At 63.2% G+C, this 24,885-nt stretch carries 23 protein-coding genes; 10 read left to right on the top strand and 13 right to left on the bottom strand.

What is annotated here, in order from left to right:
• Positions 1 to 625: 625 nt before the first annotated feature.
• The 5 genes from BM408_RS20250 to BM408_RS20230 all read right to left on the bottom strand — a co-directional run bounded on the left by BM408_RS20250 (position 626) and on the right by BM408_RS20230 (position 3,703).
• Positions 626 to 1,099, bottom strand: a complete 474-nt coding sequence (locus BM408_RS20250) for an OsmC family protein (RefSeq protein ID WP_092132263.1) — start codon at positions 1,097 to 1,099, stop codon at positions 626 to 628.
• Between the two features lie 27 nt (positions 1,100 to 1,126).
• Positions 1,127 to 2,059 (bottom strand): alpha/beta fold hydrolase, encoded by a 933-nt coding sequence (locus BM408_RS20245; protein ID WP_092132261.1) that lies wholly within the window; start codon positions 2,057 to 2,059, stop codon positions 1,127 to 1,129.
• A gap of 19 nt (positions 2,060 to 2,078) precedes the next feature.
• Positions 2,079 to 2,570 carry a nuclear transport factor 2 family protein gene (locus BM408_RS20240; RefSeq protein ID WP_092132260.1) on the bottom strand — a complete coding sequence of 164 codons (492 nt, stop codon included), beginning with the start codon at positions 2,568 to 2,570 and terminating at the stop codon, positions 2,079 to 2,081.
• Between the two features lie 84 nt (positions 2,571 to 2,654).
• The gene (locus BM408_RS20235; protein ID WP_371327036.1) at positions 2,655 to 3,134 is read right to left on the bottom strand and encodes a CinA family protein; all 480 of its coding nucleotides are present in this window, start codon (positions 3,132 to 3,134) and stop codon (positions 2,655 to 2,657) included.
• Between the two features lie 32 nt (positions 3,135 to 3,166).
• A complete protein-coding gene (locus BM408_RS20230; protein WP_092132256.1) occupies positions 3,167 to 3,703 on the bottom strand; it encodes a phosphatidylglycerophosphatase A family protein in 537 nt (178 codons plus the stop codon).
• Positions 3,704 to 3,843: 140 nt separating this feature from the next.
• On the opposite strand from BM408_RS20230, the gene BM408_RS20225 reads away from it, so the two are divergent.
• The gene (locus tag BM408_RS20225) at positions 3,844 to 5,226 is read left to right on the top strand and encodes an esterase-like activity of phytase family protein (protein ID WP_254774894.1); all 1,383 of its coding nucleotides are present in this window, start codon (positions 3,844 to 3,846) and stop codon (positions 5,224 to 5,226) included.
• 10 nt (positions 5,227 to 5,236) lie between these two features.
• Here BM408_RS20225 and BM408_RS20220 read toward each other — a convergent pair whose 3' ends face one another.
• Positions 5,237 to 6,181 (bottom strand): LysR family transcriptional regulator, encoded by a 945-nt coding sequence (locus tag BM408_RS20220; protein WP_092132253.1) that lies wholly within the window; start codon positions 6,179 to 6,181, stop codon positions 5,237 to 5,239.
• 142 nt (positions 6,182 to 6,323) lie between these two features.
• On the opposite strand from BM408_RS20220, the gene BM408_RS20215 reads away from it, so the two are divergent.
• Positions 6,324 to 6,512 (top strand): hypothetical protein, encoded by a 189-nt coding sequence (locus BM408_RS20215; RefSeq protein WP_092132252.1) that lies wholly within the window; start codon positions 6,324 to 6,326, stop codon positions 6,510 to 6,512.
• Here the strand turns inward: BM408_RS20215 and thiL are convergent.
• The 5 genes from thiL to apaG form a co-directional block, all read right to left on the bottom strand.
• A complete protein-coding gene (thiL, locus tag BM408_RS20210; RefSeq protein ID WP_092132371.1) occupies positions 6,500 to 7,486 on the bottom strand; it encodes a thiamine-phosphate kinase in 987 nt (328 codons plus the stop codon). The two genes, BM408_RS20215 and thiL, sit on opposite strands and share 13 nt — an antisense overlap.
• 51 nt (positions 7,487 to 7,537) lie before the next feature.
• Complete coding sequence (locus BM408_RS20205; RefSeq protein ID WP_092132250.1) at positions 7,538 to 8,677, bottom strand: YbdK family carboxylate-amine ligase; 1,140 nt, start codon at positions 8,675 to 8,677, stop codon at positions 7,538 to 7,540.
• On the bottom strand, positions 8,667 to 9,932 hold the full coding sequence (locus BM408_RS20200) for a cation:proton antiporter (protein WP_092132248.1): 1,266 nt from the start codon (positions 9,930 to 9,932) through the stop codon (positions 8,667 to 8,669). Before BM408_RS20200 ends, BM408_RS20205 begins: the two co-directional genes overlap by 11 nt.
• Positions 9,933 to 10,248: 316 nt before the next feature.
• Positions 10,249 to 12,210 carry a site-specific recombinase gene (locus BM408_RS20195; protein WP_092132247.1) on the bottom strand — a complete coding sequence of 654 codons (1,962 nt, stop codon included), beginning with the start codon at positions 12,208 to 12,210 and terminating at the stop codon, positions 10,249 to 10,251.
• 20 nt (positions 12,211 to 12,230) lie between these two features.
• Positions 12,231 to 12,638: a Co2+/Mg2+ efflux protein ApaG gene (gene apaG, locus BM408_RS20190; RefSeq protein ID WP_092132245.1), complete on the bottom strand. Its 408-nt coding sequence runs from the start codon at positions 12,636 to 12,638 to the stop codon at positions 12,231 to 12,233.
• A gap of 103 nt (positions 12,639 to 12,741) precedes the next feature.
• Between apaG and rpe the strand changes: the two genes are divergently transcribed.
• The 4 genes from rpe (at position 12,742) to BM408_RS20170 (ending at position 18,643) form a co-directional block, all read left to right on the top strand.
• On the top strand, positions 12,742 to 13,437 hold the full coding sequence (rpe, locus tag BM408_RS20185) for a ribulose-phosphate 3-epimerase (RefSeq protein ID WP_092132243.1): 696 nt from the start codon (positions 12,742 to 12,744) through the stop codon (positions 13,435 to 13,437).
• Between the two features lie 92 nt (positions 13,438 to 13,529).
• Positions 13,530 to 15,095, top strand: a complete 1,566-nt coding sequence (locus BM408_RS20180) for an adenylate/guanylate cyclase domain-containing protein (protein WP_092132242.1) — start codon at positions 13,530 to 13,532, stop codon at positions 15,093 to 15,095.
• Positions 15,096 to 15,301: 206 nt separating this feature from the next.
• Positions 15,302 to 16,054 (top strand): response regulator transcription factor, encoded by a 753-nt coding sequence (locus BM408_RS20175; protein WP_092132240.1) that lies wholly within the window; start codon positions 15,302 to 15,304, stop codon positions 16,052 to 16,054.
• A 60-nt stretch (positions 16,055 to 16,114) separates the two neighbouring features.
• A complete protein-coding gene (locus BM408_RS20170; protein WP_092132238.1) occupies positions 16,115 to 18,643 on the top strand; it encodes a PAS domain S-box protein in 2,529 nt (842 codons plus the stop codon).
• Between the two features lie 18 nt (positions 18,644 to 18,661).
• On the opposite strand, the gene BM408_RS20165 is transcribed toward BM408_RS20170, so the two are convergent.
• Positions 18,662 to 19,576, bottom strand: coding sequence for a LysR substrate-binding domain-containing protein (locus BM408_RS20165; protein WP_092132237.1), 915 nt, complete (start codon positions 19,574 to 19,576; stop codon positions 18,662 to 18,664).
• 92 nt (positions 19,577 to 19,668) lie between these two features.
• On the opposite strand from BM408_RS20165, the gene BM408_RS20160 reads away from it, so the two are divergent.
• From BM408_RS20160 to gph, 3 genes are all read left to right on the top strand, one after another.
• The gene (locus BM408_RS20160) at positions 19,669 to 20,373 is read left to right on the top strand and encodes an SDR family oxidoreductase (protein ID WP_092132235.1); all 705 of its coding nucleotides are present in this window, start codon (positions 19,669 to 19,671) and stop codon (positions 20,371 to 20,373) included.
• A gap of 5 nt (positions 20,374 to 20,378) precedes the next feature.
• Positions 20,379 to 21,392, top strand: a complete 1,014-nt coding sequence (locus BM408_RS20155; RefSeq protein WP_175541859.1) for an NADP-dependent oxidoreductase — start codon at positions 20,379 to 20,381, stop codon at positions 21,390 to 21,392.
• 94 nt (positions 21,393 to 21,486) lie between these two features.
• Positions 21,487 to 22,206, top strand: coding sequence for a phosphoglycolate phosphatase (gph, locus tag BM408_RS20150; protein WP_092132232.1), 720 nt, complete (start codon positions 21,487 to 21,489; stop codon positions 22,204 to 22,206).
• 74 nt (positions 22,207 to 22,280) lie between these two features.
• Here gph and BM408_RS20145 read toward each other — a convergent pair whose 3' ends face one another.
• A complete protein-coding gene (locus BM408_RS20145) occupies positions 22,281 to 22,868 on the bottom strand; it encodes a chalcone isomerase family protein (protein ID WP_092132230.1) in 588 nt (195 codons plus the stop codon).
• Between the two features lie 516 nt (positions 22,869 to 23,384).
• On the opposite strand from BM408_RS20145, the gene trpE reads away from it, so the two are divergent.
• Positions 23,385 to 24,884, top strand: a complete 1,500-nt coding sequence (trpE, locus tag BM408_RS20140; RefSeq protein ID WP_092132229.1) for an anthranilate synthase component I — start codon at positions 23,385 to 23,387, stop codon at positions 24,882 to 24,884.
• The last annotated feature ends 1 nt before the right edge of the window (position 24,885 follow it).

The following is a 24,885-nucleotide window of genomic DNA, read 5'->3' as shown; positions in this document are numbered from 1 at the left end:
CCGGCGGCGACTCACTTTCTTTTGCTTCGCCAAAAGAAAGTAAGCAAAGAAAAGGCGACCCTACTGTCTGCGTCCCTCCGCTGCGCTACGGGCAACCTGCGGTGCTCGGTCCAGACGGGGTCAAAAACAACTCGCCTTCGGCTCAAACAAGTTTTTGCCCTTATCCGTCTGGACCTCCGCTCCTCGGCGCAGACAGAAGGGGGTGGGGGAAGGAATACCGAACACCAAACAGCCAAACGGCCGAATACAAATACCGAATACCAGAAGAAACAAGGACTCGCCATGGCGAGTCCTTGTTGGTATTTGTCTTTGTATTTGCCCCCGTTCCCGATTGCCCCGTCCTGGCTGGGCCGAGGAGCGCAGAGGCAAGCGGATCAGGGCAAAAACTTGTTTGAGCGCAGCGAGTTGTTTTTGACCCCGCTTGGCTCGAGCACCGCAGGTTGCCCGAAGCGAAGCGTAGGGACCCAGACTGCGGGTCGCCTTTCTTTTGGGTACTTTTCTTTGGCGAAGCAAAGAAAAGTGCCTCGCCCGCCGGGGCGAGTCCCGGCCAGCAGCTTCAGAAAAATCGACTTACCACCGGGCACCCCCGGCCATTCGCCCTCAGCAGAGCACCCAAAGTCGGGGATCACAAATCCCCATAAACCGGCTCACACCTCACATCCGTCTTTACAGAAGAAGCAATAAAACAGGCTTCATGCGCATCGTGGTGCATCTTGTCCAGCTCAGCCCGCGTCGGCAGCTTCTCGCCCGAGAAGGTCACTTCGGGGTGCAGGGTGACCACCGTCATCGCCACTTTCCCTTCAGCATTCTTTTCCATCACCCCCGTCGCTGCATCAAAGTAACGGTCCACGCAAAACTTGCGTTTAACGGCCATCGTCAAAAACCACAGCATGTGGCAACTGGAGAGCGATGACACAAATGCTTCTTCCGGGTCCAGTGCCGATGCGTCGGACATCGGCAGCGGGACGACGGACGGTGAGGACGAGCCCGGCACTTCCAGGCCGCCGTCAAAGCGCAGCAGGTGGCGGCGGCTGTAGCGGTTGTCCAGGAAGTTGGCGTCTTTGCGTTCCCACAAGGTTTCAGCAGAGTAGTGCGACATGGCTGTGTTGGCGAAGTTGAAGAAAACTCAGTGGAAGAAGCCGCGAAGCGCCTGTGCCGTCGCTTCGGGCTGCTCTTCGGGAATGAAATGCCCGGCCGGCATGGCCTTGCCTGAGACCTCGCCGCTGCACTGCGCTTCCCACAATGCCATCGGATCAAAGAGCCGGTGCACCACACCGCGCTCGCCCCACAGCACCAGCAGATCGCAGCTGAGCTTTACGCCCTGCGTGCGGCTTTCGCGGTCGTGCTCCAGGTCTATGCCGGCGCTGGCGCGGTAGTCTTCGCAGGCCGCATGCAGGGCCTCGGGGTTGCAGAAGCTGCGTTCGTATTCGGCCAGCGCCTGCGGCTCGATGTAGTTCAGGCCCGCGCTGCCCCAGCCGCCCAGTTTGGCGTGCAGGTAAGCCCTGGCTGTTTCGGGGTGGTTGGCGCCCATCATCATCTCGGGCAGTGGCGCTGGCTGCAACATGTGAAACCAGTGGTAGTAGGCGCGCGCAAAGGTCATGTAAGGCTCGGTCATGCTGCGGCCCTCGTACATGTCGAGCGTGGGGGCGATGTCGATGACGCAGAGCTTTTGCACGCGGGGTGCGTAGTCCAGCGCCAAACGGTGCGCCACGCGCCCGCCGCGGTCGTGGCCGCACAAAAAGAAACTGTGAATGCCCAGCGCGTCCATCACACCAGCCATGTCGTGCGCCATGTTGCGTTTGCTGTAGTTGCTGTGGTCGGGCAGGCCGGCGGTTTTGGAGGAGTCGCCATAACCCCGCAGGTCGGGCATCACCAGGAAATAATCATTCGCCAGGCGTTGCGCCACGCGGTGCCACATCACATGCGACTGAGGAAAGCCGTGGAGCAGCAGCAAGGCCGGGCGCAGCGGCTCGCCCAGGGTGGTTTTGGAAACCCGTGCGTTGATGGCCGCACCGTTGACCTCGAAACTGCGTGATTCAAAGCCGTCAAACCAGGGCATGGGCAACTCCCGTTGGGGTTCAAGTCTTGCGTTGAGCCAGATATTTTTGCAGATTTGCTGCCGCCTGTGCCCTGACCTTGCTGCGCAGGAAGGGCGTCCAGCCCAGCAGCAGGCCGGGCGTGCCCAGCGCCTGGCGCGACCAGGCCCAGAAGTTAAAGCGGTCGCGGTGGCGTTTGATCAGCCCCTGCTCATTGAACTCAAACTCGCCGTCGATGATGTTGTGCACCATGCGCCCGGTGGCGCTGAAGCGGTAGTCGGCTTCCCAGTGCGACTTGCCTGTGCGTGCATCGGCTTCGATGCCGCTGTAGCTCAGCTTCCACACATCGGCGCCTTTGGCCTTGGTGACGTCGCAGAGCATGTGCCACATGCCGGTGACTTCCCTGTGGCCGCGCAATGAAAACGCCTCGTCGTCAAACTGCGCATCGGCTGCATAGCAGGTCGCCATGGTGTCCGAGTCGAGGCGGGCAAAGGCGGCATAGAACTTGTCGAGGGTGGCCTGGTTGGGGTGCATGGTGTCTCCTGTTCGAATCTGGCTGGCGGTAATGGCGAACCCGAACTCTATAGCGCCAGACGCCGCCCCGGCGTCGCTCACGCGTCAGCCGGCTTCGTGCAGCAATTCCAGCAGCCGCTGCAAGGCGTGCTGCACCGTGGCGCTGCGCACCGCGGCGCGATCGCCGTCAAAGCGCCTCATCTCGCTGCTGAGCTGTTCGCCCACCTTGAAACCAAACCATACCGTACCCACAGGCTTGGCTGCGCTACCGCCCGTCGGGCCGGCTACGCCTGTCACGGCAACCGAGACTTGCGCGCGGGAGCGGTCTACAGCGCCGGCGGCCATCGCGCGGGCAACTTCTTCACTGACGGCGCCATGTTGCCTGATCAGCGCGGCATCCACGCCCAGCAATTCGGTCTTGGCTTCGTTGGAATAGGTGACAAAACCGCGCTCAAACCAGGCGCTGGAGCCCGTCAGGTCAGTGCAGGCGGCCGAGATCATGCCGCCGGTGCAGCTTTCGGCGGTCGCCAGCAGCCAGCGCTTGTTTTGAAGGACGCCGGCTAGCTGCCCGCACAGGACGGCGATGCTTTGCGCCTGTTTTGATCGCAAATCGGTGTTCACCAGAATCTCCAGAGCGCAATCACCAGCAGCGTGCAAAACGCCGCCACGAAGTCGTCAAACAAAATGCCGAAGCCGCCGCGCCAGTTAAGGCCCTTAAATGCCTGGTCCGCCCAGGCAACCGGGCCGGGTTTGACAGCGTCAAAAAAGCGGAAGAGCGCAAACGCAGCCAGCTGTGACCAGAAATCGGCGGGCATCACCAGCCACAGCACCAGCCAGAAGGCGACGACTTCGTCCCAGACGATGTTGCCCGGGTCCAGCACATTCATGGCCTTGGCGGTGACGGTGCAGGCCCACCAGCCGATGAGGGTGGAGACCGCGATCAGCCAGCCGATTTCGGCCGGTGTCAGCCACTGCTGCAACACCAGAAAGGCCAGCCAGGCCCAGAGCGTGCCGGCCGTGCCGGGCGCGACCGGGCTGAGCCCCGAGCCAAAACCCAGGGCGATGAAATGCGCAGGGTGGGCCAGGAGGAACCTAGCGTTGGGCCTGGGGGGCCTGTTTGGCGTGCTTGCTGGTGGCAGCGGAGTGTCGGTCATGGTGTGAGGGGGGTTGGCTGATTTTGTCACAGCCGATTCACAGAGCGCCTGCACAGTGCAGCGTTTATGCATGGGTGCACACGTACCTGACGAGGGAATAGAGGAAACCGGTAATGAAGAACAAGTCTGCTTTGAAAAAAATGAACGCACTGACCCTGGCCGCGGCCTGCGCGCTGTGCCTGGCTGCCGGCAATGGCCGCGCCCAAACGGCGCAAGCTGCGCCTGCGGTCGAAGCCACGCTGGTTGGCCATGCCGCCTTGCCCGCCACCGCCGCAGTGCCGGCGCCGCGTGATGCGGGCGCTTTCTTTGCCACCGCCGGCAAGTTTGCCAATGCCAAACGCCAGCGCAATGAACAACTCGGCAGCGAAAGCGCCAACACCTTTGTGGGTGACCCCAAATATCCGCGCGCATCGGGCGGCACGCTGCCCATGAAAGGCCAGTCGGTGCAGGGCTTTTCGGGCATCGTGTCCCTGGGCAAAGGCGAGTTCCTGACGCTGACCGACAACGGCTTCGGCAACAAGATCAACTCGCAAGACGCGCTCTTGATGGTGCACAAGGTGTCGGCCGACTGGGCCAAGGGCCAGGTCGTGCGCCGCAGCACCACCTTCCTGAGCGATCCCGACAAGCGCGTGCCCTTTCACATCCAGAACGAAAACACCCAGCGCCGTTATCTCACCGGCATTGACTTCGACCCCGAGTCGCTGCAGGTGGTGGGCAATGAATGGTGGATAGGCGATGAGTTCGGCCCTTATGTGCTGCGCACCGACTTTCAGGGCCGTGTGCTGGGCGTGATTGAAACGGTCATCAACGGCAAATTGCTCGCGTCGCCAGACCACTACCTGCAAGGCCGCCTGCCCAACCTGCCGGGCGAGGCCCTGTTTGAGGTGCGCCGCTCCAACGGCTTTGAGTCCATGGCCAAGTCGCCTGACGGCAGCAAGCTCTACCCGATGTTTGAAGGCCCGTTGTATGACGCCGCTGCCAAGGGTGTGGAAAAAACCGGCGACAAAACCTATGTGCGCATCAACGAGCTGGACGCCGCCACCCGCAGCTACACCGGCAAGCAATGGAAGTACCTGCTCGAAGAAGTGGGCAACCTGGCCGCCGACTTCCAGCTGCTGGATGCCACCACCGGCCTGGTGATCGAGCGCGACGACAGCACCGAAGGCCTGGCGCCGGTGTGCCCCAATGAAGCGCGCACCGACTGCTTCACCCGGCCTGCACGCTTCAAGCGCGTCTACAAGATCGACCTGGCCGCCGCCGATGCGGACGGCTTTGTGCGCAAGGTCGCCTACATCGACCTGACCCGCATCGCCAACCCGAAGCGCGTGGCGAAGCTGGGCCCCAACGAAGCGGTGTTTGCCTTGCCGCACCTGGGCCCTGAAGGCCTGGCGGTGGTGGACGCAACGCACATCGTGCTGGTGAATGACAACAACTTTCCCTACTCATCGGGCCGTGAGATCGGCAAGCCTGATGCCAATGAGCTGACCTTGCTGGATATTCGCGCCTTGATCGAGGCGAAATAGGCAAAGACGGTCAGCCGGCCGGCGGCCCGCCGGCCACACCCCGTTCGTGGCTGAACCATTCAGCCCAGTAATCAATGCAGGCGCGTATCTTCGGCAGCCGATGCCGTCCGCCCAGCGTCACCGCGTGAATGGGCACGGGCTGCTCATCGACAAAGCCTGGCAACACCGGCACCAGCAGGCCGCGCCGCACCAGGGGCTCGGCCGCCAGCATGGCCAGGCGTGCAATTCCCAAACCATGCAGCGTCAGCTGGCTGGTCATGCCGGTGGAGTCGGCGCGCCAGCATCCGTCCGCCGTGATCACCACGGGCTGGCCGTTGATGATGAATGGCCAGCGATTGAGCACGGTCGCGCCGCTGTTACTGATCAGGCGATGCCGGGCCAGGTCGTCGGGGTGTTCGGGCGTTCCGTGGGCCTCCAGGTAGCCCGGTGTGGCATACAGGCGCCGCCCCAGCGTGCCGATCTGGCGCATCACCGTGTTCTCGTTGGTGTGTGTGCCGCTGCGGATAGCGATGTCGACGCCGTCGCGCACCATGTCGACCAGCCTGTCGTCCACCTTCAGCTCCACGCAGACGCGCGGGTGGCGCTGGTTCAGGCCCTCCAGGCTGGGCGCCAGCAGGTATTCGGCCATCACGGTGCTGGCCGCCACGCGCACCCAGCCGCTGGCTTCGCCGCTCTGGCTGGCGAACTCGCCTTCGAGGTCGTCCAGCGTGTGCGTCATGCGCCGGCAATAACCGAGGAAGGTTTGCCCTTCGGGCGTGAGTGTCAGCGCATGCGTGCTGCGCTGCACCAGCCGCGCGTTGCAGCTTTTCTCGATGCGGGCAATGGCGCGCGACACCTGACTGACGGGTACTCCGCGCACACGGGCCACGGCTGAGAAGCTGCCCAGCTCGGCCACACGTGCGAACAGGTGCATGTCGTCAAAGTTCAGGTTGCGCATGCCGGCCATATTACCCATCGCGGCGGTTTTTGTTTTGCAGCTGGCGCAAGACGCATTTGCGGCGCGGGTGGTTTCCGCCGTGAGCGGTTTTGCGCACAGTAGAGCTACCTTCACAGCCCATCCCCTCAGACGAAAGGGCTTCTACCGAAAGGACACGCTCATGAACACGATCCATACCGTCACCGATGACAGCCGCCTGGTCGCTGCCGCCATGGCCGAGGCCCGGCATTTGCGCGCCCTGGCGCCCTGTGAATTCTGGTCAGCTATGGGGCGCTGGGCCGCCCGCCTCACGCACGGTCTGGTGCATCGCGCGCGGGCAGATGCCGCCGTGCGCCCTCAGGCGAAGTGATCGAAAGAGGCGTAGCGCCGTTCTATCAACGCGCCGCCCGCGTCCAGCAGGCGCAGGCCGGGTTCCGCGTCGATGCGGCCGATACGGCTGACCGGTGTCTGCGACTGCCTGGCGGCCGCCTGCACGGCGTCGCGGGCTGACGCCGGTGCGGTGAAGGCCAGCTCGTAGTCGTCGCCGCCCGCGAGCGCGAACTCCAGCTGTTTCTCGGCATCAACTCCGGCTGCAGCCCAATCAGGACGGGCGTAAGAAGCTACCAAATTGGTAGCGACCGCCGTTTCGAGCGTAGCGCCTGTTTTCGATGCACTGAGGATGTGGCGCAGGTCGCCCAGCAAACCATCGCTCACATCAATGGCCGCCGAGGCAATGCCGCGCAGCGCCTGGCCCAGGGCCACGCGCGGTGTGGGCTGCTCCAGCCGCTGCCTGGCCTGGGACAGCATGCCGGGCGGCAAGGTCACCGTGCCGCGCAAGGCTTCCAGCGCCAGCCGGGCGTCGCCCAGCGTGCCGCTCACGTAAATGTCGTCGCCGGCCTGTGCGCCGGAGCGCAGCAGCGCCTGGCTTTTTCCGCCCGTCACCGGTACCTCACCAAACACGGTGATGCAGATATTGAGCGGCCCCTTGGTGGTGTCGCCACCCACCAGCTCGCAGCCGTGCGCGTCCGCCAGTGCCAGCAAGCCTTTTGAGAAAGCCGCCAGCCAGGCTTCATCGATGCGCGGCAGCGAAAGCGCCAGTGTGAACGCCAGGGGCTTGGCGCCGCAGGCGGCCAGGTCGCTCAGGTTGACGGCCAGCGCCTTGTGGCCTAGCGCGGCCGGGTCCACATCGGCAAAGAAGTGCCGGCCTTCGACCAGCATGTCGCTGGAAATTGCCAGCTGCGTGCCGGGCGCCGGCTGCAGCAGCGCGCAGTCGTCGCCCACGCCCAGCACCGCTTGCGCGGTGGGGCGTGTGAAGTAGCGTGCGATCAGGTCAAATTCACCCATGGCGCAGAGCATACAGGCTGCGCGTGCCCCCTTGCGGGCGCCGGCAGGTTCTCAGCGTTGCTGCTGGTGCGTGACACCGCCGCGAAAGCGGTCGGCCGCCTGGCGTATGACTTCGGCCAGCAGGTGCTCTTCGCCCTGCCTTTCGCGTAGCCAGCGCGCGTCGTTGTCGGCACGCTCGACGCTGGTGCGCAGCAAATGCAGCGACGCCCCCGCGCCCATGGCGGTGGCATGGCGCTCGATCTGCCCCATGGTCTGCAGGATGTGCTCTCGCAGTGGCATATGGCCGCCGGTGGCCGGGTCTACATACACCGCATCCAGCCCGAAGCGGCAGGCCTGGAAGCGGTTGTAGGTGTAGACCAGGTAGTCGTCTTCGGTGGGCATGAAAGGCTGCTCGTGCATAAACCACGAGGCCAGCGACTGCACAAAGCCGGCCAGTGCGGTGGCGCGCTCCACCGTAAGCGGTGTGTCGAACACGCGGATCTCGATGGTGCCGAACTCCGGCTTGGGCCGGATGTCCCAGTAAAAGTCCTTCATGCTCTTGACCACGCCGGTGCGCGTCATCTTGTCGAAGTAGACGGTGAAGTCGTCCCAGGTCAGCGCAAACGGCGCGCGCCCCGACAGCGGAAACGCAAACACCGAATTCAGCCGCGCCGAGTCAAAGGCGGTGTCTTGCCCCTGCACATAGGGCGACGAAGCCGATAGCGCGATGAAGTGCGGGATGTAGCGCGACATGCGGTGCAAGGTCAGCAGCGCGCTGTCGGCGTCAGGGCAACCCACGTGCACATGCTGGCCGAAAATCGTGAACTGCTTGGAGAGGTAGCCGTAGAGCTCGGACAGCTCGCGAAAGCGCGGCTTGTCGTAAATGCGGCGCTCATGCCACTGCTGGAAAGGGTGCGTGCCGCCGCCCACCACCGCGATGTTGAGCTTGTCGGCGCTTTTCACCAGCGCATCGCGAATCTGCGAGAGCTGCCCCAGCACTTCCGAGGCGTTATGGCATATGCCGGTCGATACCTCGATCATGCTCGAGGTCATCTCGGGCACCACCGCACCGGGCAGCGGTATCTTGGACATCAGGCGCAGCATGTCTTCGGCATAAGGCGCCAGATCGTAGTCGTGCGTGTTCACGAGTTGGAGCTCAAGCTCCACGCCCAATGACAGCGCGGCGGATTTGTGAAACGGTTCAAGGCTCATGGACAGGTCCGGATGAAGGGCCGCGCGTCAGCGGCGCCCAGGGTTTGGAACTTTCGCCGGCGCGGTAGATGGCCACGGTGGCCAGCACCGCACCCAGCACTTCCATCAGCAAAATGGCGGGCAAAGCGACGCCGGCAATCTGTCGGCCCAAAGAGCCCGAGGCCGACACAAATTGCGACACCAGCAGCAGGGCGACCGACGACATCGGCGACATCGCGCAACCGACCCACAAAGCCTGTTTCCAGCTCGCGCCGCTGCCCACATTGCCGATGGCCACGCCGGTGATCTTGGCGGCCACGCGGGCAATGACCAGCGCAATGACCAGGCCGGCCACCGGGCCGCTCCAGTCGGCCTGCGCCGCCACCACCGAGACCAGCACAAACATCAGCATGGTCAACATGGACGAGGCCGTACCCATCTGCCGCGGCCACGACCAGGGGCGCGGATTGAGCTGCTTGAGCAACATGCCGCCCAGCAATGCCGCCAGCGGCGCCGAGCCGCCGAAGTGGGCGGCCAGCGCGGCGCCCGCGGCAATCAGGGCCAGCAGCAGGATGGCGGTGTTTTCGCTGGTGGGGCTCATCACGCGCAGCGCAACGCGCAGCGTGAGAGCCAGCACGGCGCCCACCACCACTGAAAGGCCCAGCACCACCAGCACCGGGTAGAGCGTGCTGAGCAAGCTGCTCACGCCTTCGGGCCGGTGCATCATGCCGGCGCGTGCGCTGCAAAGCGTGAGTGCGTACAAGGTGCTGAGGGTGGACAGCACCATCGCGCGTTCGGTGACGGGGCCGGCAGCGCGCGTGTCGATGGCCACGCGCGACAGCACGGCGGGCGATGCGGCCATGGCCAGCAGTGCCAGCGGCTCGGCTACGGCCTCGCGCACGCTCATCGCGCTCAGCGCCCAGTACACAAAAATAAACGTCAGAGACGACTCGGCCAGGCTTTGCACCAGCACCATGGGGTTGTGGCGGAACCAGCGCAGCGGAATGCGCCCGCCTGCCTCAAACAGCACTACTGCCACGCCCAGCTCCAGCAAAAAGAGCCCGGTGCCCTGCAGCGGCCAGACCGCGCCGGTAAAGCCGGCCAGGCCCGCAACGCCGCCCACCAGCGAATAGCCCACCACCTTGGGCATGCCGGTATAACGGTTCAAAAGATGGCCGGCGGCAGCGGCCACCGCCAGCAGGATGGACCACTGCACAGTCGGCAGCCCTGCCGACGGTTTGATCCATTCGGCCCAGATGGCCAGGACTTCATTCATACGGGGTTTGCCTCCACTCTCATCAGACTTGTGCAGACATGCCCCGTTGGCTGGGCGGCATGTTGCGCGTTGGTTGGCCAGCCGTTACGGCATGATGCCCGGTGGGTTTGCGTGAACAGAAACTTGTTGCATTAATTTACCGGCGCACGGCAATCAGCCATGTAGGACAAGGTCGGAAATGTTGTTCGCGGCCTGCTGGTTGAAAAATTCAGTGAGCACAAACCAGTTGGGGCCGAGGGTCCGGCTTCGCCGGCCCCAGGCGCCGTTCCCTTGAGGGGAGAACAGGCTACACGCAGTGAGCCTGGACAGGGGGAACCTAGATGATGAAAAAGCTGCGGGGATGACTGCGCCAGCGCGCCCAGATGGCCGCGCGAATGCGGGCGCGATCCAGGGTGCTCACGTTGTGCGCCTGCAATGCCAGGCGAAACGCGAGGTAAAAACTCACGCTCAGATTCAGCGCGCCAATCAGCGGAATGGCCGCGACGCACCACCAGATGGTGAGGTGTTTGAAGGCCTCCAGGCCCAGCGACGCACCGGCGGCCGCAAGCTGGCCTGTCGACAGCGTCACATGGCGCGCTTCCAGCTCCACGCCGAAGAAGCCGGTGAAGGCGGGTATCAAACCCAGCATGAAGCCCAGCGCGATGTTGGAGGCAAAGCCCGAGATGTTGTCGCGCATGAAAGTCGACCAGCGCGCCGCGCGCTCGCTGCCCAGCATTGCGGTGATGCGCGGGTTGTGGCGCATGGCCGAGTCCAGCCGGTGCAGCACAAACCAGTTTTCCGTCCAGCCCGCGATCATGGCGGCCGCAAACAGGATGCCGCCGGTAAAACCTGCCCACATCAGGGTGGGGCCCAGCAGGGTGAGGGTGCCCAGCACATGGTGGGCCTCGGCGTTGCTGATCATCGGACGGCCCAGCAGGAGCAGGATCAGCGTGTTGATCAGCAGCACGGCGGGCACCACCATAAAGACGTTGCCGAAGACGGCCGCCACCTGCGAGCGCACCAGGTGCGTGACCTCATCGACAAAAGCCTCGATGGTGCCGGCCGAATCGGGCGAGCCGAGGTCTTTGAGTTTGGCCGCCATGGCCGGCGCCGTCATGGCGGGCTGCTTGGTGGCCAGCGTGAAGTGCAGCAGCTGGATCAGGATAAAGCTGGCCGAGTACATGAGGGCGGACCAGAAGCCGCTCCAGAAAGCCGACAGGCCCACGCCGACGATCATGAATTTGAGCAGCGTGGTGAAGGCCGTAATCGCGCCGCCGCCCATGGCCTTGCCCAGCATTTCGCGATACTCGCCGCGCGTGCGGGTGATGTAGGTCTCGCCGGTTTCGGCGCTGCGCTCGGCCACCTTGGCCGACAGCAGGGTGGAGTTGGCGCTGATCAGCGCGCCTATACTTTTGCCCTCTTGCGCCATGATGACGCGGCGCCCCAGCAGCTTGACGGCGGCCATGGCGGGCTTGGGCGAGAGCAGGCTGTCGAGCAGCTCGCGCACACGCAGGATGCGCTCGCGCAGCTGGCGCAGGCGAAACACCATGCCCACCGAGATGCCGTTGTCCTCCAGGTGGGTGTAGATGCTGTTGACGGCCTGGCGGCAGGCGTCCAGGCGTTCGCGGTATTGCGCAATGGCGGCTTGCAGTTGCGCCTCGTCCCGCTCGGGTTTGAAGAACGCATTGCGCAGCTCGTCAATATCGGCCGGCAGCGCATGGAAGGCGCGCGCATGCGGCGTGGCCCGGTTCATGCGCAGGCGAAGCTCGGGCGCAAAGCCCGTCGCGCGAATTTGCGCCGTGCAGTAAGTGAGCGCATCCATCAGGCTGTATTGCCAATGCAAGGCATCCAGCTGCGGACTGGCGGAAAGCAGCGTCACCAGCCGGGCAATCTGCGGCTCTTCCAGCGCGCCCATCCACTGGGCGTCAAAGCGGGTAGGCGCGACCAGAGGGAAAAGCTCCGAAGCATCCGCCGTTTCAGGTGTACCGGGCAGCAGCTTGCGGCGCATGCGCTCGGCCAGCTCGCTCACAAACGCCGTGCGCGGCGCAAAGCCGAAATCCGCCAGCAAGGTGGTGATGTCAACCGTCTGGATCAGTGTTTGCCACCAGGCTTGCAGCTTCGCCTGCAGCTCCGGCTGCCGTTCAACGGCATCCATGAGGGTCTGCACCCGCGCCACGGCGGCAGGCACGGAGGTCTGGTCGCCGCGAATCCATTCAAACAGCTTGATCAGCCAGACGTGGCGCTGGGCCAGGTCCGCGTCCGGATCCAGCGCCTTGAGCAGGGAGGCCAGGTCTTTCATCGGTGAGGCGGTGCTGGCGTTCAGTGCAGTACGCGGCCGGCCGGTGCGCCGCCGTTTCCGGAGCCGTGATGCGCTTCCAGTACAAACATCGGGATGGGCACCTCAAAGCGCTCGCCGTCTTCGGCCACGCAAAAATAGCTGCCGTGCATGGTGCCGCTGGGTGTGCGCAGGCGCGAGCCGCTGCTGTACTGAAAAGACTCGCCGGGCTTGAGCAGCGGCTGGTGGCCCACCACGCCCAGGCCCTTGACCTCTTCGTTGTGGCCGTTGGCGTCGCTGATGATCCAGTGGCGCGAGATCAGCTGGGCCGCCACTTCACCGGTGTTGGTCACCGTGACGGTGTAGGAAAAGCCATAGATGTTTTCTTCCGGCGCCGATTGCTCGGGCAGGTACTGGGGGATGGCTTCGCAGGAGAACTGGTATTTGGGCATAGCGCAGAGAGTTAGCGACCATGTTAACCGCCTCATTTGGCTGTTGGCCGGGTGAAACAGAGGCCCTGCGGCGGGCAGGGCGGCTTGCTGCGACAATCCCGTCATGCGAAAAAACCAGACCCCCACCTACCGCATCGCCCCCTCCATCCTGTCCGCCGACTTTGCCCGACTGGGTGACGAGCTCAAGGCCGTCATTGCCGGCGGCGCCGACTGGATCCACTTTGATGTGATGGACAACCATTACGTGCCCAACCTGACTTTTGGGCCCATGATCTGCCAGGCGCTCAAGCCGCATGCCAAAAAGGCCGACGGTACGCCGGTGCCGGTGGATGTGCACCTGATGGTGCAGCCCGTCGACGCGCTGGCCGCCGCATTTGCCGACGCCGGCGCCGACCTGATCAGTTTTCACCCCGATGCCTCCGCCCATGTGCACCGCAGCGTGCAGGCCATCAAGGCCAAGGGCTGCAAGGCCGGGCTGGTGTTCAACCCGGCCGCGCCGCTCGACGTGCTGGACTGGGTGATCGAAGACCTGGACCTGATTTTGATCATGAGCGTCAACCCCGGCTTCGGCGGGCAAAGCTTCATCGACTCGGCGCTGCGCAAGATCGAGCAGGTCAGAAAGCGTATCGACGCGTCGGGTAAAGACATTCGCCTGGAAGTCGACGGTGGCATCAAGACCGACAACATTGCGCGGGTTGCGGCGGCCGGCGCTGATACTTTTGTAGCAGGCAGCGCCATTTTCGGCAAACCGGATTACAAGGCTGTCATTGACGCCATGCGGGCAGAACTGGTGAAATGAGCCGGCGCGCATGATGCAAACCCGCATCCGGCCGCCCGCACGCCGGTAGCCGATAACCGGCATCGGCCCGGCATTCATGAAAGAGCCGAGTCATGACCGAACCCGTGAGGCAGCCGGTAGACGGGCCGCAACCCCTGCGGCGCTCCCGTATTCTGGTGGTCGACGACACCGAGGACATCCGCTACTTCCTGGCAACGCTGCTGCAGGACAGCTATGAGGTGATTGCCGCCTCGTCGGGCGAAGCCTGCCTGCAGGTGGCTGTCGCCGACAGGCGCCCCGAGATCATCCTGCTGGATGTGGTGATGCCGGGAATGGACGGCTATGAAGTCATGAGCCGCTTGGCGAATGACGCGCGCACGGCGGATATCCCGGTGATTTTTCTCACGGCGCTCTCCAGTGTGGAAGAAGAGCAGCGCGGGCTGGACCTGGGCGCCACCGACTACATCACCAAACCCATCAGCCCGCCTGTGTTGCTGGCGCGGGTGCGGCTGCACCTGGAACGCAGCGCCAACGCCAAGCGCCTCAAGTCCCTGTCCGAGCAGTTGTCGCGCTATCTGGCGCCGCAGGTGTACCAGTCGCTGTTTGACGGCTCGCGGCGGGCGGAAATCCAGACCCAGCGCAAGCGCCTGACGGTGTTTTTCTCCGACATCAAAAACTTCACCGTCTCGACCGCGCAGTGGCAACCCGACGAGGTGACGTTTCTTCTCAACAGCTATTTCGAGGAGATGTCGCACATCGCCGCCGAATACGGCGCCACGCTCGACAAGTTCATCGGCGATGCCATCGTCATCTTTTTTGGCGACCCCCACACGCTGGGCCCGCAGCGGGACGCGGTGCAGTGCGTCAAGATGGCGATTGCCATGCAAAAACGCATGGTGGAGCTTCGCCGGCGCTGGAAGGAAATGGAAGTTCCCCGCGCTTTCGAGATACGCATAGGCATCAATTCCGGCCTGTGCGACGTGGGCAACTTCGGCAGCAACCTGCGCATGGACTACACCATCATCGGGCGCGAAGTGAACCTGGCCGCCCGGCTGGAGCAGGCGGCGGAGCCCGGCGGCATTCTGGTGTCCCGGGACACTTATGAACTTGTGAAAGACGATATCCGGCTGGATGCCCGGGACCCAATTGTGGTCAAGGGGTTTGCCGAGCCGATCACGGTATTCGCGGTGCACGCCACCAGCGAGGCGGCTGCTGCCGCACCGCAGGCCACTGTCAGCGCCACAGCGCCGGCGACGGCCGCCGCCCGCCTGGCTGCCGCGCAGGCAGATTCTGACGATGTGAGTTTGCCCGCGCAGGTGGACGGCCTTGACCTGGCGGTGGGCCTGACCCGCGCCATGGGCATGAAGGCGTTTTACCTCTCCATGCTGCAGCGTTTCCTCGAAGGCCGCAGCGACGCGCCCGCGCGTATTCGTGAGGCGCTGGGCGCCGGCGACTTCAAGGCGGCAGAGCTGCTCAGCCACTCGCTGCGCGGGGTTTCCGCCCAGATCGGCGCTTTGCGGCTGCCCGCCGATGCGGAGGCGCTTGAGCAGGCCCTTCACGAGAAAAAACCTTTGCCGGAGATTGAGGCCTTGCTGGTGCGGATGGAGGCTTCGCTGGGCGAATTGGTGGCCGCGCTGCGGTCAGGTCTGCCGCCTGCTGACGCGCAGGGCTCACAATGAGTGCCGCCGCCGCCGGGATTGGTGTATCTTTCTCTACGCAAGCCTTGCGGGGCTTGCAGCGCTTGCGGTATCTGGGGCTGCTTTCCTACGCCGGCCCTGACGACAATGAAGTAAAACGACAAGAACGGTAAAAAAGCCAGTCATTAGAATCAGGCAGAGCGCCCGAGGCGCATGTCACGTCCCCTTAATCAGGAGAGGAGCTCACCGTGCACAGTAACGATATCTACGCCGTCACGCCCAAAGGCCAGCAAGAACTGCGCGGCGCCGCCACCACAATTTCGCCGGAAGAGGTCGAATTGCTGGTGCGGCTGGACGGCATTTTGTCGATCGGCCAGATCCGCCAGAGCGTGGGCGGCGTTGCCGGCGCTTCGCTGGAAGGCACCATGAGCCTGCTCTATGCCAAGGGGCTGGTGGAGCTGGTTCCGCCGGACCCTTTTGCCAGTTCGCTGCAGCTGCAGCTGAGTCCCTCGGCGCTCACGGCCGCCGATGCCGAAGCCGATTTCTGCGCGGCCACACTCAAAAAATCCAATTACTACGTCCGCATTGCCCGCAAGCGCGAAACGCCGCGCCAGCGCGCACCCGGCGAGCGCCTCTCGGCCATCATCGTGGACGACGAGGAGACCCTGGCCAAGTTCCTGCATCACTACCTTACCTTCGAGGGTTTTGATGTGCGCATTGCCGGCTCCCGCGCCGAAGTCGTGGCCGAGTTCCGCAAGCCGCCGATTCCCGACCTGGTCCTGCTGGACGTGATGCTGCCCGATGCGGACGGCTTTGACATCCTGCTGCGAATCCGCTCCCACCCGCAGCTCAAGGATGTGCCGGTCATCATGCTGACCGCCAAGGCCACCCGCGAGGCCGTGCTCAAGGGCCTGGCCAGCGGCGCCGATGGCTATGTCACCAAACCCGTCGAGACGGAATCCCTGCTTCAGGCGGTCCGCACTGTACTGGGCTCGCAGTAGCGCGCGGCACAGCGAGATGGGCCGCTTTTCTGGTGAACCCGGCCTGCAGGCTCCTGTGCCATGAAGCTGCCTTTTCGCACGGCCATCACTCTGGCCCTGTTTGCCGGGATGCTGCTGATCGTGCTGAGCATCGCGGCGTCGTACATCACCATCAATACGCTGATCAGCGGCGCGCAGCACGAAAGCCGCACCGGCGAGTCCGTGCTCTTGCTGGAGCGCGTCGTTTCGGACTTCAAGGCGACGGAGTCACTGCAGCGGCGCTACCTGCTCACCTATTCGCCTCAGGATCTGGACGCCTACCGGCAGGCCCTGGCGCTGAGCCAGCAGACCTTGCTGCGCCTGCATGCGGCGCACGCCAATGAAGGCGCCGACTCGGCCTGGCGCATCCTGGAGGATGCCATCGCCGGCCGGTTCCAGTCGATGGAGCAAGCCATCGCGGCGCGGCAGCAACAGGGCCTGGAGGCCGCCGCGGCCATCGTCGGCAATGACACGAACCGCAAGCTGCATGAAGACATCGAAGCCGTGGCGGCCCGGATCAAAAACAGCGAGTCCCAGGCCCTGGAGAGCTCCAAGGACGAAACCCGCAAAACCGCGCAAACCGTCAAGCAGCTGATTTTGCTGGGCGGCCTGCTGTGCCTCAGTGTCTTCGCCTGGGCCATCCAGAAAATCATGCGCACGCAGGAAAAGCGCCGCCGCATCGAAGCCAAACTCTCCGACAGCGAGGCCATGAGCCGCGCCGTCACCGAAAGCATGGCCGAAGGTCTGGTGACTGCGACCGCCGAAGGCCGTATCGTCAATGCCAACAGCGCTGCGCGGCATCTGTTCGGCTACCGGCTGGACGACATGGTCGGCAAAGAGGTCACCATGCTGCTGCCGGCACGCTACCGCATGGGATTCAGCGCTTTTTTTGCCACATTGCCGTCCCGCCAGCACGGGTTCCGCGAATGGGACGTCAAGGTCCTGGGCCTGCGCCATGACGCGACCGAGTTTCCGGTGAATGTTTCTTTCGGCGACGTCAATGTGGGCGGCCAGCGGCTCTTTACCGCCATCATTCACGACATCACCGAAAGCAACCGCATCAGTGAAGCCCTGCGCGACAGCGAAGCCCAGCTGCGCCAGCTGACCGACTCCGTGCCCGCGCTGATTGCTTATGTGGACCGCGAGCAGCGCTTTCAGTTTCACAACCGTGCCTATGAAGAAGCCTTCGGCCTCAGGCGCGAGCAGATCCAGAACAAGCCGATGCACGAAGTCCTGGGGCCGGTGCTGTACGCGCAGGTCAAGGGCTATGTGGAGGAGGCGCTGGCCGGGTATTCGGTGCGTTATGAGCGCGAGCAGGTCACCGCCAGCGGCGACCGCCGCGAATACGTCATGAACTACTTTCCGCGCTACGGCGAGGGTGACGAGCACGGCATGGTCATCGGCTTCAGTTCACTCGGCACCGACGTCACCGAACTCAAGCGCATAGACCGCATGAAGAGCGAATTCGTCTCCACCGTCAGCCATGAACTGCGCACACCCCTGACATCCATACGCGGCTCGCTGGGGCTGGTATGGGGCGGCGTAGCCGGCGAGTTGCCGGAGCGGGCCAAAAGCCTGGTTGGTATTGCCAAGACCAACTGCGAGCGATTGATACGCCTCATCAACGACATTCTTGATAGCGAAAAAATCGAATCCGGCAAGATGACCTTCGAGCTGCAGGCGCAGGAGCTTGAGCCCTTGATGCAGCAGGCGCTTGCCGACAACGAAGGGTTTGCCGAGCAGCACCAGGTGACGGTGGTGTTGCACAGGGCCGCGGGGCCGGTCCGTGTCTGCGTCGACAGCGACCGGCTGACCCAGGTGGTGACCAATCTGCTGTCCAACGCCATCAAATACTCCCCGCCCCAGGGCACGGTGAAAGTGATGATCCGCAGGCTCGTCAACCGGGTACGGGTCGAAGTGATAGACAGCGGCCCCGGCATCCCCGAAGAATTCCGCAAACGTCTCTTCCAGAAGTTCTCGCAGGCCGACTCGTCCGACACGCGCCAAAAGGGCGGCACCGGGCTGGGCCTGAGCATCTCCAAAGCCATCATCGAGCGCATGGACGGCAGCATCGGCTTCACGTCGGAGAGCAACAAGGGCACCACCTTTTTCTTCGAGCTGCCCGAGTGGCGCGAGGCGCCCCCCGTCACCGCGCCCATGGGGCTGGTCGCACGGCCGCGCGTGCTGGTCTGCGAAGACGACCCTGACGTCGCCAAGCTGATCGGCATGATGCTCGACAAGGGCGGCTACGACGCCGACATGGCGCACACGGCCGAGCAGGCGCGCGACTACCTCAAGATGGAGTCTTATGCCGCCATGACGGTGGACATCAGGCTGCCGTATGAGAACGGCCTCTCGCTCATCCGCGAACTGCGCGCCAACCAGCGCACGGCCTGGCTGCCGGTGCTGGTGTTGTCAGTCACCGCGGCGGAAGCGCGCCAGCACGCCAGCAACCAGGCGCTGGCCATCTCGGACTGGCTGGACAAGCCGCTGGATGAAAGGCGCCTGCTGGCAAGCCTGAAAGAGGCGATCAAGAGCCGCACCCTGGGCAGGCGCGGAGAGGCCGCCTGATTCAGCGCAATTCAGCCCTCATTTCCCGGATTCATGTTGAAGCCACTTCACCAGGTCGCCCAAAGGTGATTCAGGTGCTGCCGATTCGGCGGTCAACACATAAAACCCGCTTCCGGTATCGAGCCGGTACTGCGCGCTGAGGACTTCCATCAAGGTGCCCGAGGCCAGCGCATCCTGCACAAGCACACGAGGCGCCAGCGCAATCCCGATGCCCCGTTCGGCGGCATCCAGCGCCAGGCTGGTCTGGGAAAAGGTGGGGCCCTTGCGGAAATCCTCCACGCGGCCGTACACCTCGAACCAGCGCTTCCAGTTGTTGTGGCTGTCCGAGATCAGCGGCATTTTTGCCAGCGCCTTGGGTGTGAGCGTCTTGCCGTGGGTCAGGTTGGGTGAACACACGGCGACCGCTTCGCCGCTCAGCAGAAACTCCGCGCTCACGCCCTGGAAGGGCGGCTGGCCCCATCGAATGGCGATGTCAATGCCGTCCTTGCCACGCAGGGGCCGTGAGATGTCCGATGCCTCGATCATCAGTGAGATCTGCGGATGCGCCTCCGCGAGCTTTGGCAGCCGCGGAAGAAGCCAGCGGCTGGCAAGGGCGACGGTTGTGCCCAGCGTCAACCGGAAGTCATTGCGGCGGGTGTGGTGGTCCAGAAGCTCCCGTGTGGCGTCCTCCACGATGCCGAGCGCCAGCCGGACTCTTTCTGCGTAGGCCGCGCCCGCCGCAGTCAGGCGCAGGCCTCGCGCGTGGCGGTCAAAGAGGGGGCATCCGAGTTCGGCTTCCAGGGCCCGTACCTGCTGCGCCACCGCGCCTTGCGTCAAATGCATTTCATCCGCAGCGGCGCGAAAACTGCCGAGCCGCGCCGTCACGTCAAATGCGGCCAGGCTGTTGAGCGCCGGCAAGGTGCGACGGGTTTTTCCGGAAGCCAAAGTGCTCATGCAGTAATTTTTCTACTGGCTGGCTGTAGGAGAAATCATTGGTGGATTGTGCTTGTTCATGGCTAAATTACCCCTCAATCAAGGAGAAATTCATGGCACAACAGAAGATAGCAATTGTAATGGCTGGGGGCAGTGGCATGGGGGCCGCCGCCGCGCGGACGCTGGCCGGGCAAGGCTTTCGTGTCTCCATCCTGTCGTCTTCCGGCAAGGGAGAGGCGCTCGCCCGCGAATTGGGCGGCATTGGCGTGACGGGGTCCAACCAGTCCGTCGACGACATGAAGTCGCTCGTTGATCAGGTGACTGAAAAATACGGGCGCATCGACGCGCTGGTCAACAGCGCCGGGCACGGGCCGCGCGCGCCCATCCTGGAGCTGACGGACGAGGCCTGGCACCAGGGCCTGGATGTGTACCTTCTCCATGTCATCCGTGCAAGCCGCCTGGTCACCCCCTGGATGGTGAAGCAGAAGTCAGGCGTGATCATCAATATCTCCACGTTTGCGGCGTTTGAGCCGGACCCGGTGTTTCCCACCTCAGGGGTGTTTCGTGCCGGCCTTGCCGCCTTCACGAAGTTGTTCGCTGACAAGTACGCCGCGGACAATGTGCGCATGAACAATGTGCTCCCAGGCTTCATCGACAGCCTGCCGGAGAACGAGGCCTTCCGCAGCCGTATCCCTATGGGGCGGTATGGCACCAGCGAGGAGATTGCCGCGACCATTGGCTTTCTGGCCTCTGAGGGCGCCGGCTACATCACGGGGCAGAACCTCCGTGTTGACGGCGGCATCACACGCTCGGTCTGACACCCATGGAAAACAAACAGTGGATTTACGCCAACCGCCCAACAGGGCGCGTAGGCACCGAGCATTTTGAGCTCAGGCACACCACCCTGGACACCAGCCTTGCGCGAAACGAAGTGCTGCTCAAAGCGCATTTCATCAGCGTGGACCCTTACATGCGCATACAGCAGCATGAGCGCAGGACTTACGACGAGCCGCACCCGCTGGGCATCGTGCAACGTGCGGGCGTTGTCTCGAGGGTGCTGAGTTCGGCCAGCGATCACTTCAAAGAGGGCGACTGGGTTCTTGGGTACAACGGCTGGCAGACCTTCGACAAATGCCATGCGAGTGAACTCAAGAAACTTGACCCGGACGCCGCGCCGGTGTCGACGGCGCTTGGCGTATTGGGAATGCCTGGCCGAACCGCCTGGTTTGGGCTGATGGAAGCGGGGAAGCCGCGCCCCGGAGAAACGCTGGTGGTGTCCGGCGCCGCTGGTGCTGTGGGCTCGCTGGTGGCGCAGTTCGGCAAGCGTGCCGGCTGCCGCGTGATTGGTTTGGCGGGCGGCAGTGAAAAATGTGCCTACCTGAAAGACAGGCTCGGGCTCGATGAAGCGATCGATTACAAGAAATTCCCCGATGCACTGAGCCTGCACACCTACCTGAAGACCCTGGTGGGCGGTGTTGATGTCTACTTTGACAATGTCGGCGGCATGATCACGGATGCGGTCATCCCTTTGATCAATCTGAGGGGGCGCATTGTGATTTGCGGAACCATCAGCCAATACGACGGCGGCCTCGATCACCCTGAAATGGCTCCGCGTGTCCTTCAACACATGCTCTTTCAACGCGCCACCATCCAGGGAATTCTGGCCAGGGATTTCGCGCACCGCATTGACGAGCAGATTGCGATACTTGCGCCCTGGGTCAGGAGCAAGGAAATTGTCTTTGACGAAACCGTAGTCGACGGCTTCGAGAATCTCCCCAATGCACTCAATATGCTGTTTGAAGGCAAAAATATCGGGAAGCTTCTGGTTCGCATCTAGACGGATGCCGCCGAAATCTGATCCGGCCAGCATGGAGCTCACCTGCCTGCTTCATACTCCATGAAGTTTTTTTACCGCAGAAGGCAGATTTGTTTTGAACCCCTTGACCTTGAACCCAACCAGCTTCGACGCAGCCATCGTCGACCTCGATGGCACCATGGTCGACACGTTGGGTGACTTTGCCCAGGCGCTGAACCTCATGCTGGCCGACTTGCTGCCCGGCGACGCGCCAGCGGCCAGACTGGATGCGGCGGCGATTGAACGGATGGTGGGCAAGGGGTCTGAGCATCTTGTGAAATCTGCGCTGCAGCATGTGCAAGGCCAGATGGGTGGAGTGGATGCCTCGGTTCGTTTGGTAGACCGCTATGAGCAGGCCTATGCCGGCTACCAGAAGCATTACGCGGGCATCAATGGCCGCTATTCAACGGTGTACCCGGGAGTGGTCGATGGCTTGCAGGCCTTGCAGCAGGCGGGGCTGCAATTGGCGTGCCTGACCAACAAGCCGGTCGGTTTTGCGCGTGAGCTGCTCAAGCTCAAGGGGCTGGAGGGGTTTTTCAGCCAGGTGTTTGGCGGCGATTCATTTGAGCGCAAGAAGCCCGATCCGCTGCCTTTGCTCAAAACCTGTGAAAGCCTGGGCACCGTGCCGGCGCGTACCCTGATGGTGGGTGACTCCAGCAACGACGCGCGGGCTGCGCGTGCGGCGGGCTGCCCGGTGGTGCTGGTGACCTATGGCTATAACCATGGTGAGCCGGTGCGGGATGTGGATGCGGATGGGTTTGTGGATTCGCTGGCCGGGCTGTCTTGGGAAAAGTAGCAAGGCTCAAATGACAACGGAGCCTGAGGCCCCGTTGAATATTTCAGCTTCGGCTCCAACCAGGCTGCCTTGCCTTAGCTGGGTTTGCCCAGCATCGCGTCTTTGAGCTTCCAGTCGGCGGGCTGGGGGCCCAGCCAGATGCGCACCAGGGCATTAAAGAATTCGACTTCCTTGAAGGGCTCGCCCTGTGGTTTGCCTTTTACCGAAATGATGGTGCCGGTGCCGGGAATCCAGTCGATGGTGAAACCTTCTCCGGCCGACAGCTTCTTCTGGTCGGCAAAGAGCTGGCCCATCTTGATCAGGCCGGGTATCAGCTTGGACATCTCCGACTTGGGTGCGTTCTCGGTGAAGGCGGTGGTAAAGCTCTTGCCCAGCTCGTTGGAGTCAATGTCGCGCAGCAGGGTGATGCTGATGCGCTTGTGGCCGGGCATGGCATAGACCTCTTCGGGGGTAGCGGCCTTTTTGGGCAGGTACATCGCGGCCACATAGACCTTGAACACCGCCTTGTAGCGGATACCGGCGCCGTTGAGCTGCAGCTTGGTGCCGTGAACCTCGATCGGGTCCTCCAGCTTGACGCCGGAAACTTCCATCGGGGCGGCAAGGGCGCCAAATGACAGCATTAAACCGGCCAGGCCCGCAATGCATCGCGTTGTCAAAGTCATGAGTTGTCTCCAGGTGGATGGTTGGAATAGAACGAGCGTTCTTTTTTGTTATGGGGCTATTTTGGGTTCGGTTACCAAGCCTTACAAGAGGGTTTGCGAGGGGTTACCGGACAAGTATGGGTAAGCATTGCTACAAGTTGACTACCCGGTTGTTGTAACTTTGCCAAGAGTGACGGCGTTCTGCTGGATGCAGGTTGGGGGTGCGCCGCTGTTTGCTACACTTTGACCCTCATGTTCATTCATCGCATCATTCAAACAGGTTGTGGAGACCGGGGAGCCTGGCCCTGGCGTACCTGTCATTTCTCGCACGCCTGAGGCGCATGCGGGCCGGCAACCTGACCTTTCAGCCAGTTTGCTTTCTGCCCCGCCCCGCTGCCGCCGGTTCTGCGACACCCCCCTTTTTCTTTCCTGATGCGCTCTTGCAGCCTGCAAGCGCATCCCGGCCCCGGTCTTCGGGGTGTTTTGAATGACAGGCGGCCGCGCCTTTGAGCGCGTGGCCCCTTGCGAAGGACCATCGTGATTACAGAACTCGAATTTAAAAGCCTGGCAGGCCAGGGCTACAACCGCATTCCCCTGATGGTGGAGGCGTTTGCCGACCTTGAAACACCGCTTTCCCTTTACCTCAAACTGGCGCATTCCAAAGACGGCGGCAAATTCAGCTTCCTGCTGGAGTCGGTCGTCGGCGGCGAGCGCTTTGGCCGCTACAGCTTCATCGGCCTGCCAGCGCGCACGCTGGTGCGGGCCTCGGGCTTTGGCGCAGACCGGGTGACGGAGGTTGTGACGGACGGCCGCGTGGTGGAAACCTCGGCAGCCAACCCGCTGGACTTCATCGCCGACTACCAAAAACGCTTCAAGGTCGCGCTGCGGCCTGGCCTGCCGCGGTTTTGCGGCGGGCTGGCGGGTTACTTCGGTTATGACGCGGTGCGCCACATCGAGAAAAAGCTTGAAGCCACTTGCCCGCCCGACACGCTGGGCTGTCCCGACATCCTGCTGTTGCAGTGCGAAGAGCTGGCGGTGATCGACAACCTCTCGGGCAAGCTTTACCTCATCGTCTACGCCGACCCGGCCCAGCCCGAGGCCTATGCCAACGCCAAGAAGCGCCTGCGCGAGCTGAAAGAAAAACTCAAGTACTCGGTCAGCGCGCCGGTGGTGAAACCTTCGCAGGGCTATCCGGCCGAGCGCGACTTCGCCAAGGCCGACTACATTGCCGCCGTTGAAAAAGCCAAGCGGCTGATCGAAGGCGGCGACTTCATGCAGGTGCAGGTCGGCCAGCGCATCAAGAAGCGCTATACCGAATCGCCGCTCAGCCTGTACCGCGCACTGCGCTCGCTCAACCCCAGCCCCTATATGTATTACTACCACTTTGGGGATTTCCATGTGGTGGGGGCCTCGCCCGAAATTCTGGTGCGGCAGGAGCAGGTTGCCGAAGGCCAGAAAATCACGATTCGCCCGCTCGCCGGTACCCGCCCCCGCGCATCCTCGCCCGAGGCCGACAAAGCCGTCGAGCAGGAACTGGTCAACGACCCGAAAGAGCGCGCTGAACACGTCATGCTGATAGACCTGGCGCGCAACGACATAGGCCGCATCGCCAAGACCGGCACGGTGAAGGTGACCGAGGCCTTTGCGGTGGAGCGCTACAGCCACGTGATGCACATTGTGAGCAATGTCGAAGGCGTGCTGTTGGACGGCATGACCAATATGGACGTGCTGAAAGCGACCTTCCCGGCCGGTACGCTGACGGGCGCGCCCAAGGTGCATGCGATGGAAATCATCGACCAGCTGGAGCCGACCAAACGCGGCCTCTACGGCGGCGCCTGCGGTTACCTCAGTTATGCCGGCGACATGGACGTGGCGATTGCCATCCGCACCGGCATCATCAAGGACCAGATGCTGTATGTGCAGGCAGCGGCCGGCGTGGTGGCTGATTCGGTGCCTGAACTCGAATGGAAAGAAACCGAGGCCAAGGCGCGCGCGTTGCTGCGGGCGTCGGAGCTGGTCGAGGAGGGGCTGGAATGAA

It is taken from the genome of Polaromonas sp. YR568 (assembly GCF_900116715.1).
GTDB lineage: Bacteria > Pseudomonadota > Gammaproteobacteria > Burkholderiales > Burkholderiaceae_C > Polaromonas.
This window is presented reverse-complemented; position numbering and strand designations above follow the sequence as displayed.